General features: G+C 62.5%; 24 protein-coding genes. 20 read left to right on the top strand and 4 right to left on the bottom strand.

Annotated elements, in window-relative coordinates:
• Window positions 1–7: 7 nt before the first annotated feature.
• The 17 genes from GVL04_RS19730 to dnaE all read left to right on the top strand — a co-directional run bounded on the left by GVL04_RS19730 (window position 8) and on the right by dnaE (window position 20,581).
• Window positions 8–1,645 carry a UDP-N-acetylmuramoyl-L-alanyl-D-glutamate--2,6-diaminopimelate ligase gene (locus GVL04_RS19730; RefSeq protein ID WP_159707685.1) on the top strand — a complete coding sequence of 546 codons (1,638 nt, stop codon included), beginning with the start codon at window positions 8–10 and terminating at the stop codon, window positions 1,643–1,645.
• 6 nt (window positions 1,646–1,651) lie between these two features.
• A complete protein-coding gene (gene murF, locus GVL04_RS19725) occupies window positions 1,652–3,142 on the top strand; it encodes a UDP-N-acetylmuramoyl-tripeptide--D-alanyl-D-alanine ligase (protein ID WP_159707683.1) in 1,491 nt (496 codons plus the stop codon).
• A complete protein-coding gene (gene mraY / locus GVL04_RS19720; protein ID WP_159707681.1) occupies window positions 3,139–4,248 on the top strand; it encodes a phospho-N-acetylmuramoyl-pentapeptide-transferase in 1,110 nt (369 codons plus the stop codon). Before murF ends, mraY begins: the two co-directional genes overlap by 4 nt.
• Complete coding sequence (murD, locus tag GVL04_RS19715) at window positions 4,230–5,819, top strand: UDP-N-acetylmuramoyl-L-alanine--D-glutamate ligase (RefSeq protein ID WP_159707679.1); 1,590 nt, start codon at window positions 4,230–4,232, stop codon at window positions 5,817–5,819. Before mraY ends, murD begins: the two co-directional genes overlap by 19 nt.
• Before the next feature lie 2 nt (window positions 5,820–5,821).
• Entirely contained in the window at window positions 5,822–7,123 is a 1,302-nt protein-coding gene (gene ftsW / locus GVL04_RS19710) for a putative lipid II flippase FtsW (protein ID WP_159707677.1), read from the top strand.
• 6 nt (window positions 7,124–7,129) lie between these two features.
• Window positions 7,130–8,248: an undecaprenyldiphospho-muramoylpentapeptide beta-N-acetylglucosaminyltransferase gene (murG, locus tag GVL04_RS19705; protein ID WP_159707675.1), complete on the top strand. Its 1,119-nt coding sequence runs from the start codon at window positions 7,130–7,132 to the stop codon at window positions 8,246–8,248.
• The gene (gene murC / locus GVL04_RS19700) at window positions 8,245–9,615 is read left to right on the top strand and encodes a UDP-N-acetylmuramate--L-alanine ligase (protein ID WP_159707673.1); all 1,371 of its coding nucleotides are present in this window, start codon (window positions 8,245–8,247) and stop codon (window positions 9,613–9,615) included. The genes murG and murC overlap by 4 nt, the downstream gene beginning before the upstream one ends.
• Complete coding sequence (locus GVL04_RS19695; RefSeq protein ID WP_159707671.1) at window positions 9,608–10,546, top strand: FtsQ-type POTRA domain-containing protein; 939 nt, start codon at window positions 9,608–9,610, stop codon at window positions 10,544–10,546. Before murC ends, GVL04_RS19695 begins: the two co-directional genes overlap by 8 nt.
• A 216-nt stretch (window positions 10,547–10,762) precedes the next feature.
• Window positions 10,763–11,983, top strand: a complete 1,221-nt coding sequence (ftsZ, locus tag GVL04_RS19690; RefSeq protein ID WP_159707669.1) for a cell division protein FtsZ — start codon at window positions 10,763–10,765, stop codon at window positions 11,981–11,983.
• A 25-nt stretch (window positions 11,984–12,008) separates the two neighbouring features.
• Complete coding sequence (locus GVL04_RS19685; RefSeq protein WP_159707667.1) at window positions 12,009–12,719, top strand: polyphenol oxidase family protein; 711 nt, start codon at window positions 12,009–12,011, stop codon at window positions 12,717–12,719.
• On the top strand, window positions 12,712–13,470 hold the full coding sequence (locus GVL04_RS19680) for a YggS family pyridoxal phosphate-dependent enzyme (RefSeq protein WP_159707665.1): 759 nt from the start codon (window positions 12,712–12,714) through the stop codon (window positions 13,468–13,470). The genes GVL04_RS19685 and GVL04_RS19680 overlap by 8 nt, the downstream gene beginning before the upstream one ends.
• 85 nt (window positions 13,471–13,555) lie before the next feature.
• Entirely contained in the window at window positions 13,556–14,092 is a 537-nt protein-coding gene (locus GVL04_RS19675) for a cell division protein SepF (RefSeq protein ID WP_159707663.1), read from the top strand.
• A gap of 105 nt (window positions 14,093–14,197) precedes the next feature.
• Window positions 14,198–14,485, top strand: a complete 288-nt coding sequence (locus GVL04_RS19670) for a YggT family protein (RefSeq protein ID WP_017200850.1) — start codon at window positions 14,198–14,200, stop codon at window positions 14,483–14,485.
• A gap of 156 nt (window positions 14,486–14,641) precedes the next feature.
• Complete coding sequence (locus GVL04_RS19665; protein WP_159707661.1) at window positions 14,642–15,340, top strand: DivIVA domain-containing protein; 699 nt, start codon at window positions 14,642–14,644, stop codon at window positions 15,338–15,340.
• 99 nt (window positions 15,341–15,439) lie between these two features.
• On the top strand, window positions 15,440–16,048 hold the full coding sequence (gene lspA, locus GVL04_RS19660) for a signal peptidase II (protein ID WP_159707659.1): 609 nt from the start codon (window positions 15,440–15,442) through the stop codon (window positions 16,046–16,048).
• The gene (locus tag GVL04_RS19655; protein WP_159707657.1) at window positions 16,041–16,967 is read left to right on the top strand and encodes an RluA family pseudouridine synthase; all 927 of its coding nucleotides are present in this window, start codon (window positions 16,041–16,043) and stop codon (window positions 16,965–16,967) included. Before lspA ends, GVL04_RS19655 begins: the two co-directional genes overlap by 8 nt.
• Before the next feature lie 56 nt (window positions 16,968–17,023).
• Window positions 17,024–20,581 carry a DNA polymerase III subunit alpha gene (dnaE, locus tag GVL04_RS19650; RefSeq protein ID WP_159707655.1) on the top strand — a complete coding sequence of 1,186 codons (3,558 nt, stop codon included), beginning with the start codon at window positions 17,024–17,026 and terminating at the stop codon, window positions 20,579–20,581.
• A 19-nt stretch (window positions 20,582–20,600) separates the two neighbouring features.
• Here dnaE and GVL04_RS19645 read toward each other — a convergent pair whose 3' ends face one another.
• Window positions 20,601–21,101, bottom strand: a complete 501-nt coding sequence (locus tag GVL04_RS19645; RefSeq protein WP_327785620.1) for a flavin reductase family protein — start codon at window positions 21,099–21,101, stop codon at window positions 20,601–20,603.
• Window positions 21,102–21,212: 111 nt separating this feature from the next.
• Between GVL04_RS19645 and GVL04_RS19640 the strand changes: the two genes are divergently transcribed.
• From GVL04_RS19640 to nrdR, 3 genes are all read left to right on the top strand, one after another.
• Entirely contained in the window at window positions 21,213–21,746 is a 534-nt protein-coding gene (locus GVL04_RS19640) for a hypothetical protein (protein WP_159707653.1), read from the top strand.
• Between the two features lie 4 nt (window positions 21,747–21,750).
• The gene (hisD, locus tag GVL04_RS19635; protein ID WP_159707651.1) at window positions 21,751–23,115 is read left to right on the top strand and encodes a histidinol dehydrogenase; all 1,365 of its coding nucleotides are present in this window, start codon (window positions 21,751–21,753) and stop codon (window positions 23,113–23,115) included.
• A 173-nt stretch (window positions 23,116–23,288) separates the two neighbouring features.
• Window positions 23,289–23,792 (top strand): transcriptional regulator NrdR, encoded by a 504-nt coding sequence (gene nrdR, locus GVL04_RS19630; RefSeq protein WP_159707649.1) that lies wholly within the window; start codon window positions 23,289–23,291, stop codon window positions 23,790–23,792.
• A 63-nt stretch (window positions 23,793–23,855) separates the two neighbouring features.
• Here the strand turns inward: nrdR and GVL04_RS19625 are convergent, their stop codons facing one another.
• The 3 genes from GVL04_RS19625 to map all read right to left on the bottom strand — a co-directional run bounded on the left by GVL04_RS19625 (window position 23,856) and on the right by map (window position 26,383).
• Window positions 23,856–24,623, bottom strand: coding sequence for an SDR family oxidoreductase (locus tag GVL04_RS19625; RefSeq protein WP_200846908.1), 768 nt, complete (start codon window positions 24,621–24,623; stop codon window positions 23,856–23,858).
• A gap of 6 nt (window positions 24,624–24,629) precedes the next feature.
• The gene (ppgK, locus tag GVL04_RS19620; protein WP_159707647.1) at window positions 24,630–25,433 is read right to left on the bottom strand and encodes a polyphosphate--glucose phosphotransferase; all 804 of its coding nucleotides are present in this window, start codon (window positions 25,431–25,433) and stop codon (window positions 24,630–24,632) included.
• 71 nt (window positions 25,434–25,504) lie between these two features.
• A complete protein-coding gene (gene map, locus GVL04_RS19615; protein ID WP_159707645.1) occupies window positions 25,505–26,383 on the bottom strand; it encodes a type I methionyl aminopeptidase in 879 nt (292 codons plus the stop codon).
• Between the last annotated feature and the right edge of the window lie 4 nt (window positions 26,384–26,387).

Below are 26,387 nucleotides of genomic sequence, written 5' to 3'. Positions count from 1 at the left end.
GAACCACGTGTCAGAGCACAATGAGGCAGCTAACAGCGCCACGACGCCGGATACCGGCAGGTCCGTCTTCCGCCCCGAATCCGTGGCCGCGGTGCCCTTGGCCACTATTGCGGAGGCACTTGGAATTGCCGCTCCGGAGGGCAACCACGGCAGGGGAGTGACAGGCATAACGCTCAACTCCAGGGCCGTCGAAGCCGGCGACCTCTACATGGCCTTGCCGGGCGCTTCCCGCCATGGTGCCGACTTTGTTCCCCAAGCGGTCGCCGCCGGTGCGGTGGCTGTTGTGACGGACGACGCCGGGGCCCGCCAACTGGCGCTTGCCGGCGAGCAACCGGTTCCGGTGCTTATCGTCGAAGAGGCGCGTACCGCCGTCGGACCTTTGGCTGCGCTGATCTACCGCAGCCAGCCGGCGGAAGGCGGGTTCCCGTCCCTTTACGGTGTCACCGGAACCAACGGAAAGACCACCACCACCTACTTCATCAACTCGCTGCTGCGTGCCTTGGGCAAGACTCCGGGACTCATAGGGACCATTGAGATCGTGGCGGGCGGTGAGCCTATCCCGAGCCTCCTGACCACCCCGGAGTCCACGGACGTCCATGCCCTGCTGGCCTTGATGCGCGAACGCGGCCTGGAAGCCGCGTCCATGGAAGTCTCGTCCCATGCGATCTCCTACCACCGCGTGGACGGTGTGATGTTCGACGTCGCGGGTTTCACCAACCTCACCCAGGACCATCTGGACCTGCACGGCAGCATGGACGAGTATTTCCGGACCAAGGCGGAGCTCTTCACCGCCAGGAGGGCCCGTCACGCTGTTGTCACGGTGGACGATGACTGGGGGCGCAAGCTCGCGGAATTGGCCGATATCCCGGTCACTACCCTCTCGGCCAAAGAGGCCACCGGCGGGTCTGACTGGCACGTCGCGGAAATCACTGCCCGCGGGCTCGGCTCCGCATTCGAACTCAGGCACACCGACGGACGGTTGCTGCGCGTCCACACCGGCCTGCCTGGAGCCTTCAATGTGGCCAACGCCGCCCTGGCCACCATCATGGTCCTGGCATCGGGTGTCGATGAACTGACGCTTCAGTCGGCCTTGGACGCCCACGATCCTTTCACGGTGGCCGTTCCCGGTCGCATGCAGTTGGTCTCAACAGAGCCAGCAGCAGTTGTTGATTTTGCCCACAATCCTGATGCTTTGGCGCGTGCGTTGGAAGCCGTACGCTCGCCTCAGGAAGGGTCCCGCGTCATCGTGGTCTTTGGAGCTACGGGCCAGCGCGACCAAGGCAAGCGGCCCACTATGGGTGCCATCGCGGCGCGACTTGCCGACGTGGTTATCGTCAGCGATGACGATCCCCACGACGAAGACGCGGCATCAATCCGCGCTGAAGTCCTGCAAGGCGCCCGGGCAGCCCGGGATGCCGAAAAACTGGGCAGCGACATCATCGAGTCCCACCCAAGGGATGCCGCGATCCGGCTGGCCGTGGAGATGGCCACCGCCAAAGACACCATCCTTATCGCCGGACGTGGCCACGAAGTGTGGCAAGAGGTCAAAGGCGTGAACCTTGCACTGGACGACAGGGTCGAGTTGCGGGCCGCCTTGACATCCAAGGGATTCAGCGTTTCATCGGACCAGCGGATAGAGTCCTAAACCGAGATGATTGCACTTACTGCGGCGGAGATCGCCGACATCACCCATGGCCGATTGACCGGAGCAACGGACGTCGTGCCAACCTCCGTCGTCACTGATTCACGGGAAGCGACGCCCGGTTCGCTCTACGTTGCCAAGCCCGGCGAGCACGCCGATGGCCACGACTTCGTGGAGGCCGCTTTCGAACGCGGCGCCGTCCTGGTCCTGGCCGAACGTGAAGTGACCGACTCCGGCGGAAGCCCTTTTCCCGCCGTCGTAGTCGATGACGCTGTCCTGGCAATGGGTGCCCTTGCAGCGGAAAGCGTCCGTCGCGTCCGCGCTGAACGCGCAGAGCGCGGCGAGGACTTTACGGTCATTGGCATCACCGGGTCGGCCGGGAAGACAACCACCAAGGATCTCCTCGCCGGTGTGCTCGCCGTGGCGGGTAAGACCGTGGCGCCACAGGGTTCCTACAACGGTGAGGTGGGCGTGCCGTTGACGGTTTTCGCCGCCGATGCCGATACCCGCTACCTGGTCATCGAGATGGGTGCCACAGGCCTCGGCCATATCAAGTACCTCGCAGATATGGTCAAGCCGGACATCGGCGTTGTCCTGGTGGTTGGCACGGCACATGCCGGAGAATTCGGCGGCGTTGAGAATATCGCCACCACCAAGGGCGAACTGGTTGAAGCCCTTAGCGAGCACGGCACGGCTGTGATCAACCTGGATGATGGCCGCGTTGCTGCCATGCGCTCACGCACCAAGGCCAAGGTTCTGGGGTTCACAGCCTCGCCCGCCACCACCGAAGAGGTCGAAGCGCGCAACGTGGTGGTCAATGCCCAGGGTTTCCCGGACTTTGATCTCGTCTTGCCCGACGGCGGCCCTGCCGTTGAAGTGCGAAGCCGCCTGATCGGTGGGCACCATGTGACAAACCTGCTGGCCGCCGCCGCAGCTGCTTTCGCCGCCGGCATCCCGGCCGCCGACATTGCGTCCTCCCTCAGCTCACAGTCGGCGGCCAGCCGCTGGCGCATGGAACGGACTGAACGCGAAGACGGCGTCACCATCATCAACGACGCCTATAACGCGAACCCGGAATCAATGCGTGCAGCGCTGCGCACACTGGCAGACCTTGGACAAGGCCGACGGACCTGGGCTGTGCTTGGAGCCATGCTCGAACTCGGGGAGGACTCCATCCGCGAGCACACTGCAGTGGGCACGCAGGTAGTCCGGTTGAACATCTCCAGACTAGTGGTGGTGGGGCGCGAAGCCCGCGCCCTCTACGTCTCGGCCATCCAGGAAGGATCCTGGGGCGACGAATGTTCTTTCACCGAGAATGTGGAAGAAGCTTACGAGCTCCTCCAGAACGAGCTCGAACCCGGCGACCTGGTGTTGTTCAAGTCTTCCAATGGGGTAGGGCTGCGGCATTTGGGTGATCGGATAGCATTACCTCCACGGGCCGAGCCCACCGGAGACAACGCGGCCGAAGCTGCCGCAAGCGAAGGGAACGAGCTGCTGTGATTGCACTTTTGATCGGCGCCGGCGTCGCCCTTCTGGTGGCCCTGATTGGGACACCCTTGTTCATCAAGTTCCTTGTAGCCAAGAGCTACGGGCAATTCATCCGCGACGACGGTCCTACATCGCACCACACCAAGCGTGGAACGCCCACCATGGGCGGAACCGTGGTGGTTGCGGCCGTGCTCATCAGCTACTTCGTGACGCACTTGATCATGTGGATGATGAACCCGCGTTCCCCCGGGCCTTCCGCGTCAGGACTCCTGCTGCTGTTCCTCATGGTGGGCATGGGCTTTGTGGGCTTCCTTGACGACTACATCAAGATTTCCAACAAGCGCAGCCTGGGCCTGAATGCCCGCGCAAAACTGATCCTCCAGGCTGCGGTGGGAATCATCTTCGCGGTGCTGGTACTGCAGTTTCCCAACGAGGACGGACTTCGGCCTGCATCCACCCAGATTTCACTGGTGCGGGACATTCCCTGGCTGGATCTCGCTTTCGGCGGAACAGTGCTCGGTGCGATCCTCTTCGTCGTATGGTCCAACCTGATCATCACTGCTGCCACAAACGGCGTGAACCTGACCGACGGCCTCGACGGACTTGCAGCCGGAGCGTCCATCATGGTCTTCGGCGCCTACACCATCATGGGAATCTGGCAGAACAACCAAGCCTGCGGATCACCAAGGGAAGCAGGAAGCGGTTGTTACCAGGTTCGCGACCCCATGGACCTTGCCCTGCTGGCAGCGATCCTCAGTGCAGCACTGGTTGGCTTCCTCTGGTGGAATACCTCCCCTGCCAAGATCTTCATGGGGGACACCGGATCCCTGGCGATCGGCGGTGCCGTGGCAGCCTTCGCCATTTTGTCGCGCACGGAACTCCTGCTGGCTTTCATCGGCGGCCTGTTCGTCCTGATCACCCTTTCGGTCATCATCCAAGTGGGCTTCTTCAAACTCAGTGGCGGCAAACGGGTCTTCAAGATGGCGCCGCTTCAACATCACTTTGAATTGAAGGGCTGGGCGGAAGTAACAGTGGTTGTCCGCTTCTGGATCCTCGCCGGTTTGTTCGTGGCCGCGGGCCTCGGAATTTTCTACGCTGAATGGGTGGTACTGCTGTGAACGGAAGCCCGGAGACAATGCCGTCGGCCGCCGACAGGCTCAGCGAACTCACCAGCTGGGACGCTGACTGGAACGGCCTGCGCGTCGTGGTGACGGGAATCGGCGTATCCGGATTTTCGGCAGCCGACACCCTCATCGAACTCGGTGCCAAAGTGGTGGTGGTGGACGCCGCCACCACGCCCAAGGCCAAGGCGCAAGCTGACACCCTGAAAATTGTGGGCGCCGTTGAGGTGCTGTTGGGTGAGGACGCGGTCAATGCCCTTCCCTTGATCGACGACGCTTTGCCCGAACTGGTTGTCACGTCGCCTGGATGGCGTCCGGACCAGGCCCTGTTGGCTGCCGCCAAGCGCAAGCACATCCCCGTGTGGGGCGACGTTGAGCTTGCCTGGCGCCTGCGCGTCCGCGCCGGACGCAAGACAGCTGATTGGCTCACCATTACGGGGACCAACGGCAAGACCACCACGGTGGGTATGACCGAATCCATGCTCCAGGCAGCCGGACTCAAGGCTATTGCCGTCGGCAACGTGGGAACACCGATCCTTGACGCGCTCCGGGATCCGGTGGACTACGACGCGTTCGCTGTTGAACTCTCCAGTTTCCAGCTGCATTGGAGCCATTCCCTGTCACCGGTGGCAAGTGTTTGCCTCAACGTGGCCGAAGACCACGTGGACTGGCACGGATCCTATGCCTCGTACCTTGCGGATAAGGCCAAGGTGTATGAGAACACCCAAAAGGCAGCCATCTACAACGCCGAACAGATCGAAACCGAACGCATGGTGGAGAACGCGGACGTCGTGGAGGGTTGCCGCGCCATTGGGTTCACCACCAACACGCCGGCCATCAGCATGCTCGGTGTAGTGGACGGCCTGCTGGTTGACCGCGCGTTCATTGCCGAGCGCAAAGACTCCGCCGCGGAGCTCGCCGCAATGTCCGACCTCGGGCCTGTGGCGCCGCGCCACATGGTGGCCAACGCCCTCGCGGCCGCAGCCTTGGTGCGTGCGTACGGGATAGAGCCATCGGCGGTGAAGCAGGGTTTGGCTAACTACCTGCCCGGCGACCACCGCATTCAGCTGGTGTCCAACCACAACGACGTCCTGTGGATCAACGACTCCAAGGCCACGAATCCCCACGCAGCGTCCGCTGCGCTCTCTGCATTCCAACAGGTGGTGTGGATTGCCGGTGGCCTTTCCAAGGGCGTCAACTACGACGACCTGGTCAAGGAGCACGCACGCCGGCTGAAAGCCGTGGTCCTTATTGGGACCGATACCGAGGCGCTGGAAGGCTCCCTCCAGCGACACGCACCGGATGTCCCCGTGATAGCGCAAGCCAAGGGCGACACTGGGAAGGTGCAGACCGTAGCCGGCAACGCCGCCTCGCCCATCTACGGCGAGGCCATCATGGGCCAGGCCGTGGCGTCGGCGGCCGAAATGGCCACGCCAGGGGACACCGTCCTGATGGCACCCGCGGCTGCATCAATGGATCAGTTCTCTTCCTACGCTCACCGCGGCGATGCTTTCGTCCAGGCAGTTCGCGAGCTTGTGGAAGGGCAGGCACCGACCACCGAGGAGTAACAATGGTCAGCACGCCCACCCGCACCCGCGGCAAAGACCCACGGGAGGGGAAGCCCAAGGCTCCGGTGCGGGCGCCCAAAAAGCCTTCCGGGCTCCGCAGACACCTGCGCGGCTTCTGGGACAGCCTTGAAGGCAAGAGCAAAGCCCCCAACAGCTCCACTTACTACCTCATCCTGGGCTGTGCCCTGGCGTTGACTGCCATTGGCATCATGATGGTGTTGTCGGCCTCGAGTGTCGAGGCGATCTCCGAAGGGAAGTCGCCGTACGCAGATGCCCTGAAGCAGGCGATGTTCGGGGTGCTCGGAGCAGCAGCCATGTATGTCATCTCGCGAACCAACGTGAACTGGATGAAGAGGTTGTCCTGGTGGGCCCTCGGCGGCGTCGTTCTGCTCCTGGTCCTCGTCCAGGTCATGGGCAACACCGTCAACGGCAACAAGAACTGGATCGACATCGGCGGAATAACGCTCCAGCCGTCGGAGATGGCCAAACTGGTCCTGTGCGTCTGGATTGCCGCCGTACTCGCCCGCAAGCAAAAGCTCCTGCACCGTTGGTGGCATGTCATCATTCCCGTGGTGCCCGGAGCCGGCCTGGTGATTGCGCTGGTAATGCTCGGAAACGACCTGGGGACAGTGATCGTCATTGCGGCCATCACGGCGGCAGGACTCTACTTCGCGGGAGTGCCGGGGAAGATGCTGGCCATAGCCGGTGCTGTTGGGGCAGTGGGTGCCGTGCTGGGAACCATCAGCAGTGCGAACCGTATCTGCCGCATCACGTCATGGTTGGGCACAGCGTCGGCCTCATGTACCGAAAACTTCGACTTCGACTTCCAGTCCACCAACGGCATGTACGGCCTGGCTCAGGGAAGTTGGACCGGCTTGGGCCTTGGCCAAAGCCGGCAGAAGTACAACTGGCTTCCCGAAGCGCACAATGACTTCATCTTCGCCATCATCGGAGAAGAGCTGGGACTTGTGGGAACCCTGGTGGTTTTGGTGCTCTTCGCAATCCTGGGTATCGCCATTTTCCGGGTGGTGGTCAGGCAAACAGACCCGTTCCAGCGAACCTTGGCCGGTGGCATCATGGTGTGGCTCCTGGGCCAGGCCAGTATGAACATGGCTGTGGTCACCCAGCTCCTTCCGGTGGTCGGAGTGCCGCTCCCGTTCATCTCCTACGGAGGCTCAGCCCTCGTGATGTCCCTCTGTGGCGTGGGCGTAGTGTTGTCCTTGGCCCGAGGCCAATTGCCGCCCCAGCAACGCCCCCGTTTCCTGCCGCGCCGTTCTCCGAAAACCGCACGAAAGCGTACATAGCACTTCATGACTTCTGACTCCCGCAACGCGTCCATGCCTTTGTCCGTTGTCCTCGCCGGCGGCGGTACTGCCGGGCACGTGAGCCCACTGCTCGCCATCGCCGATGCCATCAAGGACAAGCGTCCGGAGGCTGTAATCCTGGCTGTCGGAACGCCGTCGGGCATGGAAACTCGGCTCATACCGGCCGCCGGCTACCGGCTCGCCACCATAGACCGTGTCCCTTTCCCGCGACGTCCGTCCGTCGACCTGGTCAAGCTTCCCGGCCGTTTGATGGGAGCAGTCCGTCAGGCCCGCCGCATCCTTGAGGATGCCAACGCTGATGTCCTGGTGGGCGTGGGCGGTTACGTCTGTACGCCGATGTACCTCGCCGCACGGAAACTCGGTATCCCTATCGTGATCCACGAGGCCAACATGAAGGCCGGCCTGGCCAACCGCGTCGGTGCCCGTTTCAGCAATCATGTTGCCGTGGCATTCGCCGGTACCCGGCTACGGGGTGCACGCCACGTTGGCATGCCCATGCGGCGTGCCATCTCGGGGCTCCACCGGGCATCGGCGGCTCCTGCTGCCAAGGCTTCCTTGGGCCTGGTTCCAGAACGCCCCGCGTTGATCGTCACCGGCGGTTCCTCGGGCGCTCTCAGTATTAACCGTTCCATCAGTGCCGCCTTGCCTGCCCTCGCGTCGGCCGGGATTCAGACGCTGCACATCACGGGCAACGGGAAGGCTGTTCTCAATGACGACGGCGGCCTGCTCACCGCCGATGGGTATCGCCAGGTTGAGTATGTGGATGGGATGGAGAACGTCTATGCGGCTGCCGACGTCCTCCTTGCCCGCGCCGGCGCAGGAACAGTCAGCGAAGTGGCAGCTGTAGGAGTCCCGGCCGTGTTTGTTCCCTTGCCCATCGGTAACGGAGAGCAGGCGCTGAACGCTGCGGCGTTGGTCGATGCAGGTGGCGCACTCCTGGTTGATGACAAGGACCTCAGCCCTGAATGGCTTGAGCGGGAGCTCATTCCGCTCCTGACGGACCAGGCCAGGCTCCTCGAAATGGCCCGTAAAACCGAAGCCCTTGGTATCAGAAACGCCGATCAGCGCATGGCTGATCTTGTCTTGGAAGCGGTATCCGCATGACCATCAGCATCGCCCCCCTCGAATCCTTGGGCCGCGTCCACTTCATTGGCATTGGCGGTGTAGGAATGTCCGCAGTCGCCCGGATCATGGTGGCACGGGGTGTCCCCGTCAGCGGAACCGACGCCAAGGACCTGCCGGTCATGCACGATCTCTCCTCAGCTGGAGCCCGCATCGCGGTGGGATACGACCAAGACAACCTGGCTGACGCCCAAACGATTGTGGCCGGCTCTGCCATCCGGGCCGACAATCCCGAGCTCACGGCGGCGCGGGCCGCCGGGCTGCCCGTGCTGCATCGGTCCGAAGCATTGGCTGCCACCATGGCGGGCCATCGCGTAGTTACAGTGGCGGGTACACACGGAAAGTCCACTACAACTTCCATGATTGCCGTCCTGCTCAAGGAAGCCGGCGTTGACCCTTCCTTTGCCATTGGCGCGAACGTCCCGGCATTGGGTGTGAATGCGGCCCATGGGGAGTCGGATATCTTCGTGGCCGAGGCCGATGAATCGGACGGATCCTTCCTCAATTACCGTCCGCTGATTGCCGTTGTTACCAACGTCGAAGCCGACCACCTTGACCACTACGGGACACCGGAAGCCGTCTTCGCCTCCTTTGACAACTTTGCGGCGCTCCTTCCCGCTGACGGCGTTCTCCTGGCCTGTGCCGACGACGCCGGTGCCCGCGCCCTGGCCGCGCGGACAGCGTCCCTGGGAACTACGCGCGTTCTGACGTACGGGACATCGGAGGACGCCGATGTCCGCCTTTTCGACGGCGGTCCCGGCGACGTTTCGGTGGCCATTGGTGCGGACGTCCACCGGGTGGAACTGCAGGTTCCGGGGCGCCACAATGCTCTGAACGCGGCAGCCGCGTTCGCGGTCGCCGTCGAACTTGGTGTGAAACCCGACGACGCGGCGGCAGCGCTGGGCCAGTTCACCGGAGCGTCACGGCGGTTTGAGCTCAAAGGCCAGGGGAGGGGCGTACGGGTCTACGACGACTATGCCCACCACCCCACGGAGGTTCGTGCCGCCCTGTCTGCAGCTCGCTCGGTAGCCGGGGGCAAAAAGGTTCATGTCTTGTTCCAGCCGCACTTGTTTTCGCGCACACGCGAGTTCGCCGGGGAATTTGCGGCTGCGTTGGACGCGGCGGACACGGCCCTGATCCTGGACATCTATCCTGCGCGCGAGGATCCCATTCCCGGTGTCACCAGCGCTTTGATCGCCGATCAGCTTGCCACTGGCAGGCTGGTGGGGGCAGGGGAGGCCGTAGGCGCCCTGATGGCCGTCGCCAGCGACGGAGACGTTGTCCTCACCGTCGGAGCCGGGGACGTTACCGCTTACGGGCCAGTGATCGTGGAGGCGTTGGGTGGCTAGCACCCGCAAGCCGACGTACAGGCCGGGAGCGGACTCGCGCCCGGCCGACGCCGCCCGTTCTGGAGGATCCAAGGCGGTGCCGGACAAAGGCCCGGCTGACGGATCAGGCGAAGTCATCAGCGCGCAGCGTTCCATCGAGCCGGATATTAAGCGGGGGTCCCGTTCCCAGCCGGCCGCGGCCACCACGTCCACAAAGGCCTCGGCGTCGGATAACGTCATTATCTTTCCGGAGCCCAAGGGCCGACGCCAGCGCAGGGTCATCGTGTGGACGCTCTCCATCGTGGCCGCCGTTGTGGCGGCCCTGATCGCCGGGGCGGTTTTCTCGCCGGTCTTGGCAGTCAGGACCGTGACCGTGGACGGCACCACACTGTTGACGCCTGAGGCCGTGCAGAAAGCCTTGGCCGGTCTTGAGGGCAAACCGCTGCCGCAGGTCAGCGAACAGGAGATCAACGAGCTCTTGAAGCCGCTGGTCCAGGTCCGCTCCGCCACTATGGAGGCAAGGCCGCCGTCGGAGTTGCTGGTGCATGTCAACGAGCGGGTTCCGGTGGCGCTGCTGAAGCAGGGCGACTCGTTCGTGATGGTGGATGTGGACGGGGTGCAGCTAGGGGCTACGAAGGACCAGTCGGCGGTGGCGCTGCCCTTGATCGACGCGGGAGCCGGGGCAACCAACACGGAGTTGTTCAAGGCAATTGCCGCCGTCCTGGATACGTTGCCGGCCGACGTCCGCGCGAGGATGTCAACAGCTTCGGCGGCCTCCGTGGATGCCGTGGAACTGAAATTGGTGGACGGAAAGACGGTAGTGTGGGGCAATGCCGAAGACAGGGAGCTGAAGGCGAAGGCACTGGAAGCGCTGCTCAAGATGCCTGCAGACCCGAAGGTTCCCGTCAGCGTGTACGACGTCAGCGTGCCGCGGCATCCATTCACAAAATAAGCAGCTTTGAGAACGTAAACTACGGCCGGCGGTGGCCTTATTTCAGGACAATCACACGACACGCGCAAGCGGAGATTGCATGTGCGAACCATAGGAAATACCGTCGCAGTAGAGTTACTTGACATAACTATAACCTTCAACTAGAGGGTTAAGGTCCAAGGATTCAAGTTGGACTCGATCAGTTTCGCTATAGGACACAAGCAAGGGGCACGAAACGTGGCAGCACCGCAGAATTACTTGGCCGTCATCAAGGTCGTCGGCATCGGCGGCGGTGGCGTGAACGCAGTCAACCGCATGATCGAGGTCGGCCTTCGGGGCGTCGAGTTCATCGCCATCAACACTGACGCGCAGGCGCTGCTCATGAGCGACGCCGACGTCAAGCTCGACGTTGGGCGTGAACTCACGCGCGGCCTTGGCGCCGGCGCGAACCCCGAGGTCGGAAAGCAGGCCGCAGAAGACCACGCCGACGAGATCGAAGAAGTTCTCCGAGGCGCTGACATGGTCTTCGTTACCGCCGGTGAAGGCGGTGGCACCGGTACTGGTGGGGCCCCCGTGGTCGCGCGCATCGCCCGCTCCCTGGGTGCGCTGACCATTGGCGTTGTTACGCGCCCGTTCACTTTCGAAGGCCGTCGCCGTGCAGGCTCGGCCGAAGCCGGCATCGACGCGCTCCGCGATGAAGTCGACACCCTGATCGTCATCCCCAACGATCGCCTCTTGTCCATCAGTGATCGCAACGTCTCCGTCCTGGACGCTTTCCGTTCCGCGGACCAGGTGCTCCTCTCAGGCGTCCAGGGCATCACGGACCTGATCACCACTCCCGGCCTGATCAACCTGGACTTTGCCGACGTCAAGTCCGTCATGCAGGGTGCTGGCTCGGCCCTGATGGGCATTGGCTCGGCCCGCGGTGAGGACCGTGCCGTCAAGGCAGCCGAACTGGCCATTGCCTCCCCGCTCCTCGAGGCCTCCATCGACGGCGCCCACGGCGTCCTGCTCTCCATCCAGGGTGGATCGGATCTGGGCCTGTTCGAAATCAATGAGGCTGCACGATTGGTGCAGGAAGTAGCCCACCCCGAGGCAAATATCATCTTCGGCGCCGTCATTGATGACGCCCTGGGTGACGAAGCCCGCGTGACTGTCATTGCTGCAGGCTTTGACGACGTCAAGGCAACCTCGCCCTCAATGGACCAGTCGCGTCCCGCCCAGAACCCCGTGCCCTCGGATCGTCCCGCCGAGCCAAGCAGTGCACCGTCCAACGCTGCTGCACCGCAGCACGCTACGGCAGGCATCGGCGCCGCTGGCTTGAGCAACTGGGGCCAGCAGCGTCCCTCGGCTCTGCCTGCCGACTCCGGCTTCGACGTCGACCTCCCCGCAGTAGTCGAGCCGGATCTCTCTGGCAGCCGTTCCGATGACCTCGACGTCCCCGACTTCCTGAAGTAAGCCACGTTCGGAGAGTCAGTACCAGGTGTTTTGGTGGCGCAATGAAGTTAGTCCCGGTGTTTCCGTAGCCTTCACGGATGCGGACGCCGGGAACCTGGCTCTCCATGTGGGGGACAACCCCGCCGAGGTAATGGCGCGCCGCGTTCTATTGAACCGGGCAGCCGGGCTGGCGGCCGATCAGTTCCAATACATGGATCAGGTCCATGGCAACACTGTGGAGTTTATCGACGCCAACGGTCCCGGGCCCACTGCTGATGCCATGGTGTCTGCCGCAGCGTCCCGCGTTGCAGCACAGCCACTGGCTGTCATGGTGGCCGACTGTGTGCCGGTGGTGTTCGTGGGGAGCGGCGCCGGAAACGAGCCCGTCATCGCGGTGGCACATGCCGGACGCCCTGGCGTCGCGTCAGCTATCGTTCCAGCCACCGTGGAGGAAATGCGGAGCCGGGGAGCGGTGGGTATCCGCGCTTGGCTTGGTCCATCCATCTGTGGGTCCTGCTATGAGGTGCCGGAGCAACTGCAGGCCGACGTCGCTGCGCGTGTCCCGGCCACACGGTCCACCACATCCTGGGGAACTCCGGCCCTGGACCTTCCTGCCGGTGTGCGGGCACAACTGGCAGCATTGGATGTTCCCGTGGAGTACTCGGGAGAGTGCACGCTGGAGAACGATTCCCTTTTCTCATACCGCCGGAACTCCCGGACCGGTCGATTTGCAGGTTTGGTGTGGACGCATGACTAGCCTTGGACACGGCGACGAAGAGCAGGAAAGCCTGTCAGGCGATGCCCGCACGGCAGTTCTCGCCCAACGACTCGGTAGGGTTGGGCGCCGGATCGATACAGCGGTTGCTGCAGCCGGACGCAACGACCCGCCACGGCTGATCGTGGTGACCAAGTTCCATCCGGCGGAGGATGTGCGCCGCCTCGCTGCCCTTGGAGTTACCGACATCGGCGAGAACCGCGATCAGGAAGCAGCCACCAAGAGTGCCGGGCTTACCGACGTTGATATCCGTTGGCATTTCATTGGGCAGCTCCAAAGCAACAAAGCAAAGTCTGTCGCGAAATATGCTGCCTCCGTGCAGTCGATAGACCGGCCTCAAGTCGTTGACGCTTTGGCCAAGGCCATCATGCGGGAACAAGGGGCCACCGGCCGAGCCGACCTCGACTGCTTCATTCAAGTCAGCTTGGAGGACGACGCCGGTGCGCATCGCGGCGGCGCAAGCCCGGCCGACGTCGAGGTACTTGCTGCGCAGATCGAATCCGCTGCCGGGCTGCAGCTCTCGGGTCTGATGGCCGTGGCGCCCTTGGGGGCCGATCCGGAAGCGGCATTCGAGAAGCTTGCCGGTATTTCCGAGGCTCTCCGCGCCATTCATCCGGCCGCGGCGGCAATATCTGCCGGCATGAGCCAGGACCTGGAAGCCGCCGTGAAGTTCGGGGCGACACACCTGAGAATTGGCTCCGATATTCTCGGATCCCGTCCGGCCGTGGGGTAGCGTCAAAGTATTGGAATGACGGGCCGGGGTTCCAATATGTCAAGTCATGGCGGCCCGCCTACTGCAGAAACGATAGGAGTGCACCATGGCTGGCGCTCTGCGCAAGACAATGATCTATCTTGGGCTCGCCGACGGCGATGAACACTACGAATCTGAGCAGGCCGTCGCCTCGTACCACGACGAAGAACGCCCCCAGGCACAGGAACGGGAAGAGCGCCGGGCGCCCGCTCCCGTCCGGGAAGTTGTCCGCGAAATGCCCACTGTAGACGCCGAAGAGGAATACCGCGCACCCGTGACACCCATCAAGCGTGCGGCCTCCAGCCGCGAAGATGCCTCGGGCCTGAGGCAGATCACCACCGTTCATCCCCGTTCGTACAACGACGCCAAGGTCATTGGTGAGAGCTTCAGGGATGGCATTCCCGTCATCATGAATGTCACCGACATGGGCGAAGCCGATGCCAAGCGCCTTGTGGATTTCTCCGCCGGCCTGGTCTTCGGCCTCCATGGCAGTATCGAGAGGGTGACCAACAAGGTCTTCCTGTTGTCGCCGTCGTACGTCGAGGTCATCGGAGACGACAAAAAGGCCAGCGAAACGCAGGCCAGCTTCTTCAACCAGAGCTGACACCGATCTTTGCGGATGCCAGGCGGGTCAACCCGCCTGGCATCTGTGTTGCAATAGTAGGGACCGATCGGCATTCCGGAACAAGTGGGAGATCTGAGCTAACTCGTGGGCATTGTTTTCGGCCTTATCTATATTGTGTTGTTGCTGTTCTTCATTGCCCTGATCATCAGACTCATCTTTGAATGGGTTCAGATGTTCGCCCGCCAGTGGCGGCCCCGGGGTGTGGCATTGGTAACAGCGCATGTGGTCTACTCCGTCACGGACCCTCCGCTTGGCAGGCTCCGCAGGCTGATACCGCCCCTCCAACTAGGCGGAATCTCTTTGGATTTAGGCTTTCTGATCCTGATCATTGCGGTCAGTATTGCCATGGCAGTAACCAGCAGCTTGGCCTAGCTGCTGAGCGGAACCCGGACCACCGATGGTTCAAAGGCCGCAAATTCTCCAAATCAACACGATGGTGTTGAATTGGAGGAACCAGATGATATTTAGGTACCGTAGTTTTGAACGGCCGGAAGGCCTACTGACTAACTAGACCAACGAGGTGACCAGATGGCTTTGACGCCAGAAGACGTTGTCAACAAGCGCTTTCAGCCGACCAAGTTCCGCGAAGGCTACGACCAGGACGAGGTAGATGACTTCCTCGATGAGATCGTGGTGGAACTTCGCCGCTTGAACCAGGAGAACGACGAACTTCGCAAGAAGCTCGGAGAAGCCGGTTCGGCTGTGCCTGCCGCTACTGCTGCGGCTCCGGTCGTTGAGAAGGTTCCTGCTCCCGTCAAGGTCGACAAGGAAGCCGAAGCCAAGGCGGAAGCCGAAGCCAAAGCTGCCGACGCTGCCAAGAAGAAGGAAGCCGAGCAGGCCGCAGCCGCTGCTGCAGCTGCCAAGGCTCCCGCTGCAAGCAACAGCGTTACCCCGTCCGCTGAATCCGCTGCAGGCCTGCTGGCCATGGCGCAGCAGATGCACGACAAGCACGTCTCCGACGGTGCGCAGCAGAAGGAAAAGATCATCGCCGAGGCTCAGATCGAGGCCTCCAGCCTCGTCAACGATGCCCAGGAAAAGTCCCGCAAGATCCTTGGTGCACTCGAGCAGCAGCGTTCCGTTCTTGAGCGCAAGGTTGAGCAGCTCCGTGGCTTCGAACGCGACTACCGTTCACGCCTGAAGGCCTACATCGAAGGCCAGTTGCGCGACCTGGATGCCCGTGGTTCCGTCGCTGCCCCTGAGGTCGGCGAAGCAACCGCAGACGTTTAGCAAGTATTCTGAAAGCCGGTGGCTGAGGACTCCTCGGCCACCGGCTTTTGCTGTTAAAACCCTGACAGCGCCCCGCCACGCTTCCCGAATGAAAGCACTATGACCGACGACTTCACCGATGACGCCTCGCAGCCGGCGCCCACCGCCCGCCGTAAGTGGCGTCCGGCCATGCTCTGGCTCTTTGCCGGCTTCGCCGTGTTTGCCTACGCCTTTGACCAGCTCACCAAACTTTGGGTGACCAGCACCATGACGGAGGGTGAGCGGATTCCTGTTCTGCCACCGCTGCTGCACTGGTATTACATCCGGAACTCCGGGGCGGCCTTCTCCATTGGCGAGAATGTGACATGGATCTTCACGATTGTCATGGCGGCCGTTTCCGTGGCAATCCTGTTCCAGCTGCGCCGGCTCGGGTCTGCATGGTGGGCCTTGTCACTGGGACTCTTGCTGGGGGGAGCTTTGGGCAACCTGACCGACCGCTTGTTCCGGGAACCGTCTTTCGCCATGGGACACGTGGTGGATTTTATCCAGTTGCCCAACTTCGCCATCTTCAACATCGCAGACTCCGCGGTGGTATCCGGCGTCGTCATCATCTGCCTGCTGACCCTGCGCGGTATCGGCATGGACGGAAGGCGGCAGCCTGCCGGGCCGAAGGCGTCCAATGAGGCCAAGCCTGCCGGCGGTTCAACGGGGGAGACTGCCGGTGAGTGATCCCGTAGTGATACCTGAAGAGCTGGCAGGCTTACGGGCAGACGCCGGGCTCGCACAACTGATGGATATTTCCCGGTCAGCAGCGGCGCTGTTGATTGCAGAAGGAAACGTCACGATGGGTGGTGTGCCACTTGGCAAGTCGGCAAAGCTTGCCGCAGGCGCGGTGTTGGACATTACCGTTCCCGAGCGGCGGGACCCCTTGGAAGTCGTGGAGGAAATTGTGGAAGGCCTGAAGATCCTGCTGGATGACGAGGATTTCGTTGTCATCGACAAACCGGTGGGAGTCGCTGCCCATCCGTCTCCCGGTTGGGTAGGACCAACTGTGGTAGGTGGTCTCGCCGGCGCCGGATACCGGATCTCGACCTCCGGCGCGCCTGAACGGGCAGGAATCGTCCACCGCCTCGATGTCGGCACGTCCGGTGTCATGGTGGTAGCCAAGACCGAACACGCGTACACGGTGCTGAAGCGGGCTTTCAAGGAGCGCACCGTGGAGAAGGTTTACCACGCAGTGGTGCAGGGACTGCCTGATCCACTTGAGGGCACCATTGATGCCCCGATTGGCCGACATCCCGGGCACGATTGGCGGTTCGCGGTGATAGAGGACGGCCGTCCATCCGTGACTCACTATGAGGTCCTGGAAGCGTTCGGTAAGGCAACGCTCGTGGAAGTCCATCTGGAGACCGGCCGTACCCACCAGATCCGTGTTCACTTTTCGGCGCTCCGACACCCCTGTGCCGGAGACCTCACCTATGGCGCCGACCCGCGGCTCGCGGCGAACCTGGGGCTCACCCGGCAGTGGCTGCATGCCCGCCAGCTGGGCTTCACCCATCCCCGCACCGGCGAATGGGTGGAAGTGAGCAGCGAGTACCCGGCGGACCTCCAGTACGCCCTGGACCTGCTCGCCACCGGCTCCGCCTAGGGAGCTGCGCCGTCCGTGGCCCAATTCTGTCGGACCCGGGACGGTAGACTGTCGTGGTGACTTCCAGCAATGATTCGTTCGTCCACCTGCACACCCACACCGAGTACTCCATGCTGGATGGAGCGGCCCGCTTGGGCGAGTTGTTCGACGAAACCGAACGGCTGGGGATGCCGGCACTGGCCACCACGGACCACGGCTACCTGTTTGGCGCCTTCGATTTCTGGCGCAAGGCCACGGACAAGGGCATCAAGCCGATTATCGGCGTCGAAGCCTATGTCACTCCGGGGACTGCCCGGGGCGACAAGGAACGCGTACGCTGGGGCGAGGAAAGCCAGCGCAAAGATGACGTCTCCGGCGGTGGCTCCTATACCCACATGACGCTGCTCAGTTACAACAACGTAGGCATGCGGAACCTGTTCCGTGCGTCGTCCATCGCCTCCCTCGATTCTGTTTTTGGAAAGTGGCCGCGGCTGGACCGTGAGCTGCTGAATACCTACTCGGAAGGCTTGATTGCCACCACAGGTTGCCCGTCCGGTGAGGTTCAAACCAAGCTGCGACTCGGACAGTACCGGGAAGCCGTGGAGGCTGCCGCTGAGTTCCGCGATATCTTCGGCGCAGAAAATTACTTCTGTGAGCTGATGGATCACGGCCTGGATATCGAACGGCGTGTGACCGGCGACCTCCTGCGATTGGCCAAGGAGCTCAACCTCCCGCTGGTGGCCACCAACGACCTCCACTACACCCATGAACACGATGCCAAGGCCCACGAGGCGTTGCTGGCAATCCAGTCGGGCTCCACGCTCCTGGAGCCGACGTACGACAACGGCGGATCCCGCTTCGCTTTCTCGGGCAGCGGCTACTACCTGAAGTCGCCGCAGGAAATGCGTGAACTGTTCCGCGATCACCCGGACGCCTGCGACAACACGCTGCTGATTGCCGAGCGCTGCGAAGTCTCGTTCAATACCGGCGCCAACTACATGCCACGCTTCCCCTGCCCGCCCGGAGAAGACGAGACCTCCTGGCTGGTCAAGGAAGTAGACACGGGCCTCAAATACCGCTATCCCCAAGGCATCCCGGACAAGGTCCGTAAGCAAGCGGACTATGAACTGGGTGTCATCACGTCCATGGGATTCCCCGGCTACTTCCTGGTGGTCGCGGACTTCATCAACTGGGCCAAGAACAACGGAATCCGTGTGGGTCCCGGCCGTGGTTCCGGTGCAGGCTCCATGGTGGCCTACGCCATGCGCATTACCGACCTCGACCCCCTGCAGCACGGCCTGATCTTCGAACGCTTCCTCAACCCGGACCGCGTCTCCATGCCCGACTTCGACGTCGACTTCGATGATCGCCGCCGCTCCGAGGTCATCGACTACGTCACGAAGAAGTACGGTGACGAGCGCGTGGCGATGATTGTCACGTACGGCACCATCAAGACCAAGCAGGCGCTCAAGGATTCCTCGCGTGTGCTGGGCTATCCGTTCAGCATGGGCGAGACCCTGACCAAAGCCCTTCCGCCGGCCGTCATGGCCAAGGACATCCCGTTGTCGGACATCCAGAACCCGGAATCCAAGCGCTACAGCGAAGCAGGGGACTTCCGCCAGCTCATTGCCACCGACCCCGAGGCCGCCAAGGTCTTCGAGACAGCCCTGGGTATCGAAGGGCTGAAGCGGCAGTGGGGTGTCCACGCGGCCGGTGTCATCATGTCCTCGGACCCCATCATCGATGTCATTCCCGTCATGCGCCGTTTCCAGGACGGCCAGGTCATCACCCAGTTCGATTACCCGACGTCCGAAGGCCTCGGCCTTATCAAGATGGACTTCCTGGGTCTCCGAAACCTGACGATCATTTCGGATGCCCTTGAGAACATCCAGATGAACCGTGGCGTCGACCTGGACCTGGAAAACCTGGAACTCGACGACGCCGCGTCCTACGAGCTCCTGGCCCGCGGCGACACCCTGGGTGTGTTCCAGCTGGACGGTGGCCCCATGCGGTCCCTGCTCAAGCTCATGAAGCCCGACAACTTCGAAGACATTTCCGCTGTTCTGGCTCTTTACCGGCCCGGCCCCATGGGCGCCAACGCCCACACCGACTACGCCTTGCGCAAAAACGGGATCCAAGAGGTCATTCCCATCCACCCGGAGCTGGAAGAACCGCTCAAGGAAATCCTTGGCGGCACCTTCGGCCTGATCGTGTACCAAGAGCAGGTCATGGCCGTGGCGCAGAAATTGGCTGGCTACTCACTCGGACAAGCAGACATCCTCCGCCGGGCCATGGGCAAGAAGAAGAAATCGGAGCTGGACAAACAGTTCGCCGGATTCTCCCAGGGCATGCAGGACAACGGCTACTCCATGGCTGCCGTCAAAACACTGTGGGACATCCTGCTCCCGTTCTCCGACTACGCCTTCAACAAGGCGCACTCGGCCGCATACGGAGTCATTTCCTACTGGACCGCATACTTGAAGGCTCACTATGCGCCGGAGTACATGGCTGCCTTGCTCACCTCGGTGGGTGATGACAAGGACAAGTCCGCCATCTACCTCAATGAGTGCCGACGCATGGGCATCACGGTGCTCCCGCCGGATGTCAACGAATCGTCGTTGAACTTCACCCCTGTGGGAACGGACATCCGTTTCGGCATGGGCGCCATCCGCAATGTCGGCGTCAACGTTGTCGATGCCATGGTCTCCACGCGCAGCACTGAGGGAAGCTACACGTCGTTCAAGGACTTCCTCTTGAAGGTACCCGCGGTGGTGTGCAACAAACGCACCATCGAATCGCTGATCAAAGCCGGGGCGTTCGACTCCCTGGGCCACCATCGGCGTGCATTGGCGATGATCCACGAAGAAGCCATCGATTCGGTGATCACCCTGAAGCGCAACGAGGCGATCGGCCAGTTCGATCTCTTTGCCGGCTTTGAGGACCAGGAGCCGGAAGCATCGCTGACCACGGAAATACCGGACCTTCCCGAATGGGAGAAGAAAGACAAGCTGTCCTTTGAGCGGGACATGCTGGGTCTCTATGTTTCAGACCATCCGCTGCAAGGACTGGAAGGCGTCCTCAGCCAGCATGCTGAACAGTCCATCACCTCGATCATCGCTGAAGATGGACCGCACGACGGCGCAATTGTCACCATTGCGGGCATGATCACCTCGTTGAGCCGCAGGATCGCAAAGGCCAGCGGAAACGCCTATGCCCGCGCGGAGATCGAAGACCTTGGCGCCTCCATGGAAGTCATGTTCTTCGGCCAGGTTTATGGGCCCATCGCCTCCGTCCTGGCGGAAGACCTGATCGTAGTGGTCAAGGGCAGGCTGCAGCGCCGGGATGACGGGGCTGTGACACTGAACTGCATGGAGCTCTCGGTTCCGGACCTCAGCGAGAGCGTGAACGGACCGGTGGTCATCACCATTCCTACGTTCAAGGCAACGGAGGCGGTGGTGACGGACCTGCGTGATGTCCTCCGGACGCACCGCGGGAATTCGGAGGTCCGGCTGAAGCTGATGGGTGATACCAAGGTGGAGGTCATGGGCCTGCCGGTCCATATGCGGGTCAACCCCAGTCCCTCACTGTTTGGTGATCTGAAGGTCCTGTTGGGTCCGGCCTGCCTGGACAACTAGCAGGCTCGACGCCGCTCGCTCAGATTTCGTAGTCGAGCGGCGCCGGCTTGCTGTAACCACCGCTGTGGTAGAGCAGGGGAGTGCCGTCCTCGCCGACTTGTCCATCTACGACCTCGACCACCACCACGGCGTTGTTTTCGAACGAAAGGCGCATCTGGATCTTTCCCACGAGCCAGCCGCTGACATCCTTGAGGATCGGCACGTCATGGGGCCCCGGCTCCCAGTGGTCGCCCTCAAACCGGTCGCGTGTCCGTGCGAATCGATTGGCGAGTGCTTGGTTCTCGAGCCCCAGCATATGGACTCCGATGTATTCGGCGTTGGCCACGGCAGGCCATGAGCTTGAACTTCTGGCCATATTGAACGTGAAACGGGGCGGTTCGGCGGACAGTGAGGCCACGGACGTCGCGGTGAAGCCGAAGGGCTTCCCATTGAGGTTTGCCGTAATGATGGCTACTCCGGCGGCATGCCTGCGGAACATTTCCCTGAAAGTCTGTTCAAAGCCGGCTGGTTCGCTTGCCACGTGGGTCTATCTCCTGGACTGGGGGTCTGCGTCTCACCTCAGGGTATTCCTCAAGGACTGTGGGACCCTCATTTTGTTGAGCGTGCGTGAACCTTTGTTAATGTGAGTTGTATGACCGAGCCAACCGTGCACGTCCCAGCTGTTGCCGAACCGGCTCCGGCCCCTCGCCCCCGCCGTTTCCGGGAGGTTCGCTGGCTTGCCCTTCCGGCGGCTTCCGGTGTCCTTCTCGGGGTGGTCTGGTGGCTGCTTGCGCCCGGAGGGCTCAACCTGGTCTCAGGCAACCCCGAGCTTGCAAATGCAGCCAATCCCGAGTCCTGGCTCCCACGGGACTTGGTCCTCGCTGCGCTCATGCTGCTGGCAGGGTGCTTCACCGGCGTCACCCTTGACGGAAAACTGCAGGGACCCAGCGTGGGGCGGCGGTTGGTATTCGCGCTTGTTGGTGGCGCGTTGGGCGGCGTCATTGCCTGGCTGGTCGGCCTGCTGGCAGCGCAACTGTTTGGCCCGGCGCCGGACCCGGCGCTTGGTCCGGGCTTTGGCTTCACGCTCCGCTCCTATGCTGTCCTGGTTCTGTGGCCCGCTGCCACATCGTTCATCACCTTCGTCCTGGCGCTGTTCGGGGTTCTATCGAAGAAGCCCGTAAAATAGTCAGGTGACCACTTCTTCGGATACCTCCGCCCGCGCCGCCGCTTCCCTCGACTTCCGGAGCATCGATTTCCGGGGCCGCCATCTTTCTTTGGCGGAGCTGCGTGCTGCCGTGCCCAGGGCGCGCCATCAGACGATGGCCGACGCTGAGCAGAAGGTCCAGGACATCATTTCCGCCGTTCGGAGCCAGGGCTTTGCTGCACTGGCGGAGTTGGCAAAGAAGTTCGACGGCGTGGATCAGTCGCACCCGCGCGTTCCGGCCGAGGCACTCACCCAGGCATTGGCCGGGTTGGATCCGGTGGTTCGTGCCGCGTTGGAAGAGTCGATCAGCCGCGCCAGGCAGTTTGCTGATCAGCAGCGCCCGGTCAACGTTGACGTGGCCTTGGCCGACGGCGCCGTTGTCAGCCAGAACTGGATTCCGGTGGGCCGCGTTGGTCTTTATGTTCCGGGTGGACTCGCTCCGTTGGCGTCCTCTGTGATCATGAACGTCGTGCCCGCAGTCGCGGCCGGCGTTGAGTCCATTGCGCTGGCTTCTCCTCCGCAGAAGGACTTCGGCGGTCTGCCGCACCCCACCATCCTGGCCGCCGCCAAGCTGCTGGGCATCGATGAGGTGTACGCCATCGGTGGCGCGCAGGCCATCGTCTCCTTTGCTTATGGCATCCCGGGTTCGGGCGGGGAGTTGCCTATCGAACCCGTGGATGTGGTCACAGGACCTGGAAACATCTTCGTTGCCACGGCCAAGCGGCTCGTCAAAGGCGTGGTCGGCATAGATTCGGAGGCCGGCACGACTGAGATCGCCATCCTTGCCGATGCCACCGCCCAAGCGCCCCTTGTGGCGGCCGACCTCATCAGCCAGGCAGAGCACGATCCCAAAGCGGCGTCGGTCCTGGTGACGGACTCCGCGGACCTGGCTGACGCCGTCGTGCTTGAACTGGCACGGCAGGCGGCCGGAACCAAACATAGCGCCCGGGTCCTGGAGGCGTTGTCCGGGCCGCAGTCGGGCGTGGTTCTGGTGGATGATCTTGAGCAGGGGATCGCAGTCTGTAATGCCTACGCTGCCGAACACCTGGAAGTCATGACAGCGGATGCGGCTTCTGTTGCATCACGGATCCGCAATGCCGGCGCAATCTTTGTAGGTGACTACAGCCCGGTCAGCTTGGGTGACTACTGTGCTGGCTCCAATCACGTTCTGCCCACCAGCGGGACTGCGGCTTTCTCATCAGGCCTGAATGTCACCACGTTTCTCCGTGCCGTGCAGGTCATCAACTACGACCGCGCTGCGCTGGAACAGGTCAGCGGCCACATCGTGAGCTTGTCCGGTGCTGAGGACCTTCCTGGGCACGGAGATGCGGTCCGGATCCGCTTCGCATAAGGGGTCAACCACTACATGTAAGGGTGCCCACCACTACATGTAGTAGTTACACGCTTGTCATTACGGTGTAAACGAACGTAAACTGGTGCCGGAAGTGAAACTTCCGGCACCTTTTGCGTCTCCGGCAACCCGCCGGGCACGGTTTGTGCCGGAGCAGTTAAGGGAGGCCCAGCGTGTATTGTCCGTTCTGCCGGAATCCCGACTCCCGCGTCGTTGACAGCCGCATGGCTGATGACGGTTCTTCCATTCGCCGCCGTCGTCAGTGCCCCGAATGTGGTCGACGCTTCACCACGGTGGAGACCACCAGCCTGTCTGTCATCAAACGGTCCGGCGTCGGTGAGCCCTTCAGCCGGATCAAGGTCATCAGCGGCGTCCGCAAAGCTTGCCAGGGGCGCCCGGTCACCGAGGACGACCTCGCCATGTTGGCCCAGGAAGTCGAAGAGAACATCCGTTCGTCCGGCGCAGCGGAAATTGATGCACACGAGGTAGGCCTGGCTATTCTTGGCCCTCTGCGAAAACTGGACGAGGTGGCGTACCTCCGCTTTGCCAGCGTTTACCAGGCCTTTGAATCCCTGGAAGACTTCGAATCGGCTATCTCGTTGCTTCGTCACGAGCATGAAGAGCACGCGAAATCCGGCGCCAAGGAAGCCAAGGGCTCAGAGAAGAGCCAACTTTAGCCCCGGTGGCGGTGCGGAGGGGAAGCCGCAACCGCCACCGGCACCGAACTGCATTTATCCCGGTCAGCGTCCTCCGGACACGGGAAGCACAGCTCCGGTGACGTACCCGGCATCGGTGGACATCAGCCACATGACAGCCGCCGCCACTTCCTCGGGCTCAGCCCCGCGCCCCATGGGAATGGTGGGGTTCAGTCGTTCGACGCGGTCCGGCATTCCGGCCGCTGCATGCAGGCCGGTGTTGGTGCTGCCGGGGGCCACAGCGTTTACCCGTATGCCCTGCTTGGCCACCTCGGCCGCCAGGCCCACAGTCAACACATCCACGGCACCTTTGGTCGCGGCGTAGTGAACCCACGTCCCAGGGGAGCCTGCCTTTGTAGCTGTGGAGGAAATATTGACGATGGATCCGCCGCTCCCGGCGTTGTCCGTTGAGAGCCTGCGAACTGCTTCCTGGCACATGAAAATCATTCCGGACACGTTGACGTCAACAACCCGTTGAACAGTCTCTGCGGGCACCTCAACCAGCGTGCCGATCAAGTTGCCGGTGATGGCGGCGTTGTTGACCACTGCTGCCAGCGGCCCAAGGGCTACAGCTTCGTCGAACAAACGCACGACGTCGGCGGGGCGGCTGACGTCCGCCTGGACAGCCAGTGCCTTGCCGCCCCCGCCGATGATTTCCTCGACAACGGTTTTGGCGCCCGCGCTGTCCTCGGAGTAATTGACCACCACTGCGTACCCGGCGCGTGCAGCAGCGTAGGCCACGGCAGCGCCGATACCTCGACTGGCTCCCGTGACGATCGCGACTCCGATGTCCGGGACTCTGCCGTGATCCAACCGCGCCTACTTGGCGAGCTTGTGGTGCAGGGCGACCTCAAGCGCGGCGCCAACAATGCCGGCGTCGTTCTTCAATTTTGCGGTGACGATCTTGGTTCGCAGCTCAAGATGCGGGAAGTACTCGTCGGACCGCTTGGAGATGCCGCCGCCAACGATGAAAAGTTCGGGTGAGAACAGGAACTCCACGTGCTGGAGGTATCGGTTGAGCAGGACACCGTACTCGTCCCAGCTCAGGCCATCGCGTTCGCGGGCCACGGCGGAGGCCTTTGTTTCGGCGTCGTGTCCGTCCACCTCAAGGTGGCCGAGCTCGGCGTTGGGGACCAACTGTCCGTTGAAGATGAAAGCCGAACCAATGCCGGTGCCCAACGTGATGACCAGGACCGTGCCGTCCACGCCTTCGCCGGCGCCGTAGCGGGCTTCCGCCAGGCCGGCTGCGTCGGCGTCATTGATGACCTCCACAGGACGGCCAAGGCGCTTGGTGAACGTCGAGTCGATGTCGGTTTCGAGCCAGGTCTTGTCCACGTTGGCTGCCGAGTTGACCACGCCGTGCTGAATGATTCCAGGGAAGGTTACACCCACCGGAGAATCAGCAGCCGGGGCATCAGGCCGGCTGGAGAGTTCCTCGACGATCTGGGCGACGACCTCGGCCACCGCCTCCGGAGTTGCGGGCTGGGGGGTGGGAACGCGGAAGCGGTCACCGATCAGCTTGCCCTTCTTCAGGTCGACGATGCCGCCCTTGATGCCGGTGCCGCCGATGTCGATACCGATCAGCGGTGCGTTCTTGTGGGTCTTCTCATCCTTCTTGGACAATGCAATTCCGATCATGGCAGGAGGGGATGGGCAAGGCGCAGCCGCCCGGGCTGCTTGGACCTTCCGAAGTGCTAGGGAAGGGTAAGGATTTCCGCGCCGGTCTCGGTGACCAGCAGGGTGTGTTCGAACTGGGCCGTGCGCTTGTGGTCCTTGGTGACAACTGTCCAGTCGTCGGCCCACATGTCCCATTCGATGGTGCCGAGGGTCAGCATGGGTTCGATGGTGAAGACCATGCCAGCCTCGATCACGGTGTTGTACGCCGGGGCTGCGTCGTAATGCGGAATGATGAGGCCCGTATGGAAGGCCTCACCCACGCCGTGGCCCGTGAAGTCCCGCACCACGCCATAGCCGAAGCGTTTGGCGTAGGACTGGATGGCACGGCCTATTACGTTGATTTCGCGGCCCGGGGCCACGGCCTTGATGGCCCGGTTGAGCGACTCCTGCGTACGCTCAACCAGCAGACGGGATTCTTCATCCACGTCGCCAACCAGGAAAGTGTAGTTGGTATCCCCATGCACGCCGCCGATGAAAGCGGTGATGTCGATGTTAAGGATGTCGCCGTCCTGGACCACCGTGGAGTCGGGGATGCCGTGGCAGATGACCTCGTTCAGTGACGAGCACAGGGACTTGGGAAAGCCCCGGTAACCCAGTGTGGACGGATAGGCGTTGTGGTCCAGCAGGAACTCGTGGCCGACCTTGTCCAGCTGGTCGGTGGTGACGCCGGGCTGGAGGTGCTTTCCAACCTCGACGATCGCTTGTGCGGCGATTTTGCCGGCGATCCGGATCTTCTCGATGGTCTCGGCTGATTTCACCTCGGAGCCGGTGAACTTGGCGGGTGCCTTCTTGCCGACGTACTCGGGCCGGGGAATGGAGGCCGGGACGGGCCTTTCGGGGCTGATGGTTCCCGGGGTGAGGGCGCCAATGGGTGCAGTCGAAGCTAGAGAAGGCATAGAT

Source organism: Arthrobacter sp. 18067, assembly GCF_902706295.1.
Taxonomy (GTDB): Bacteria; Actinomycetota; Actinomycetes; order Actinomycetales; family Micrococcaceae; genus Arthrobacter.
The sequence above is the reverse complement of the archived record's forward strand: the minus strand, read 5'-3'. Positions and strand labels throughout refer to the sequence as shown.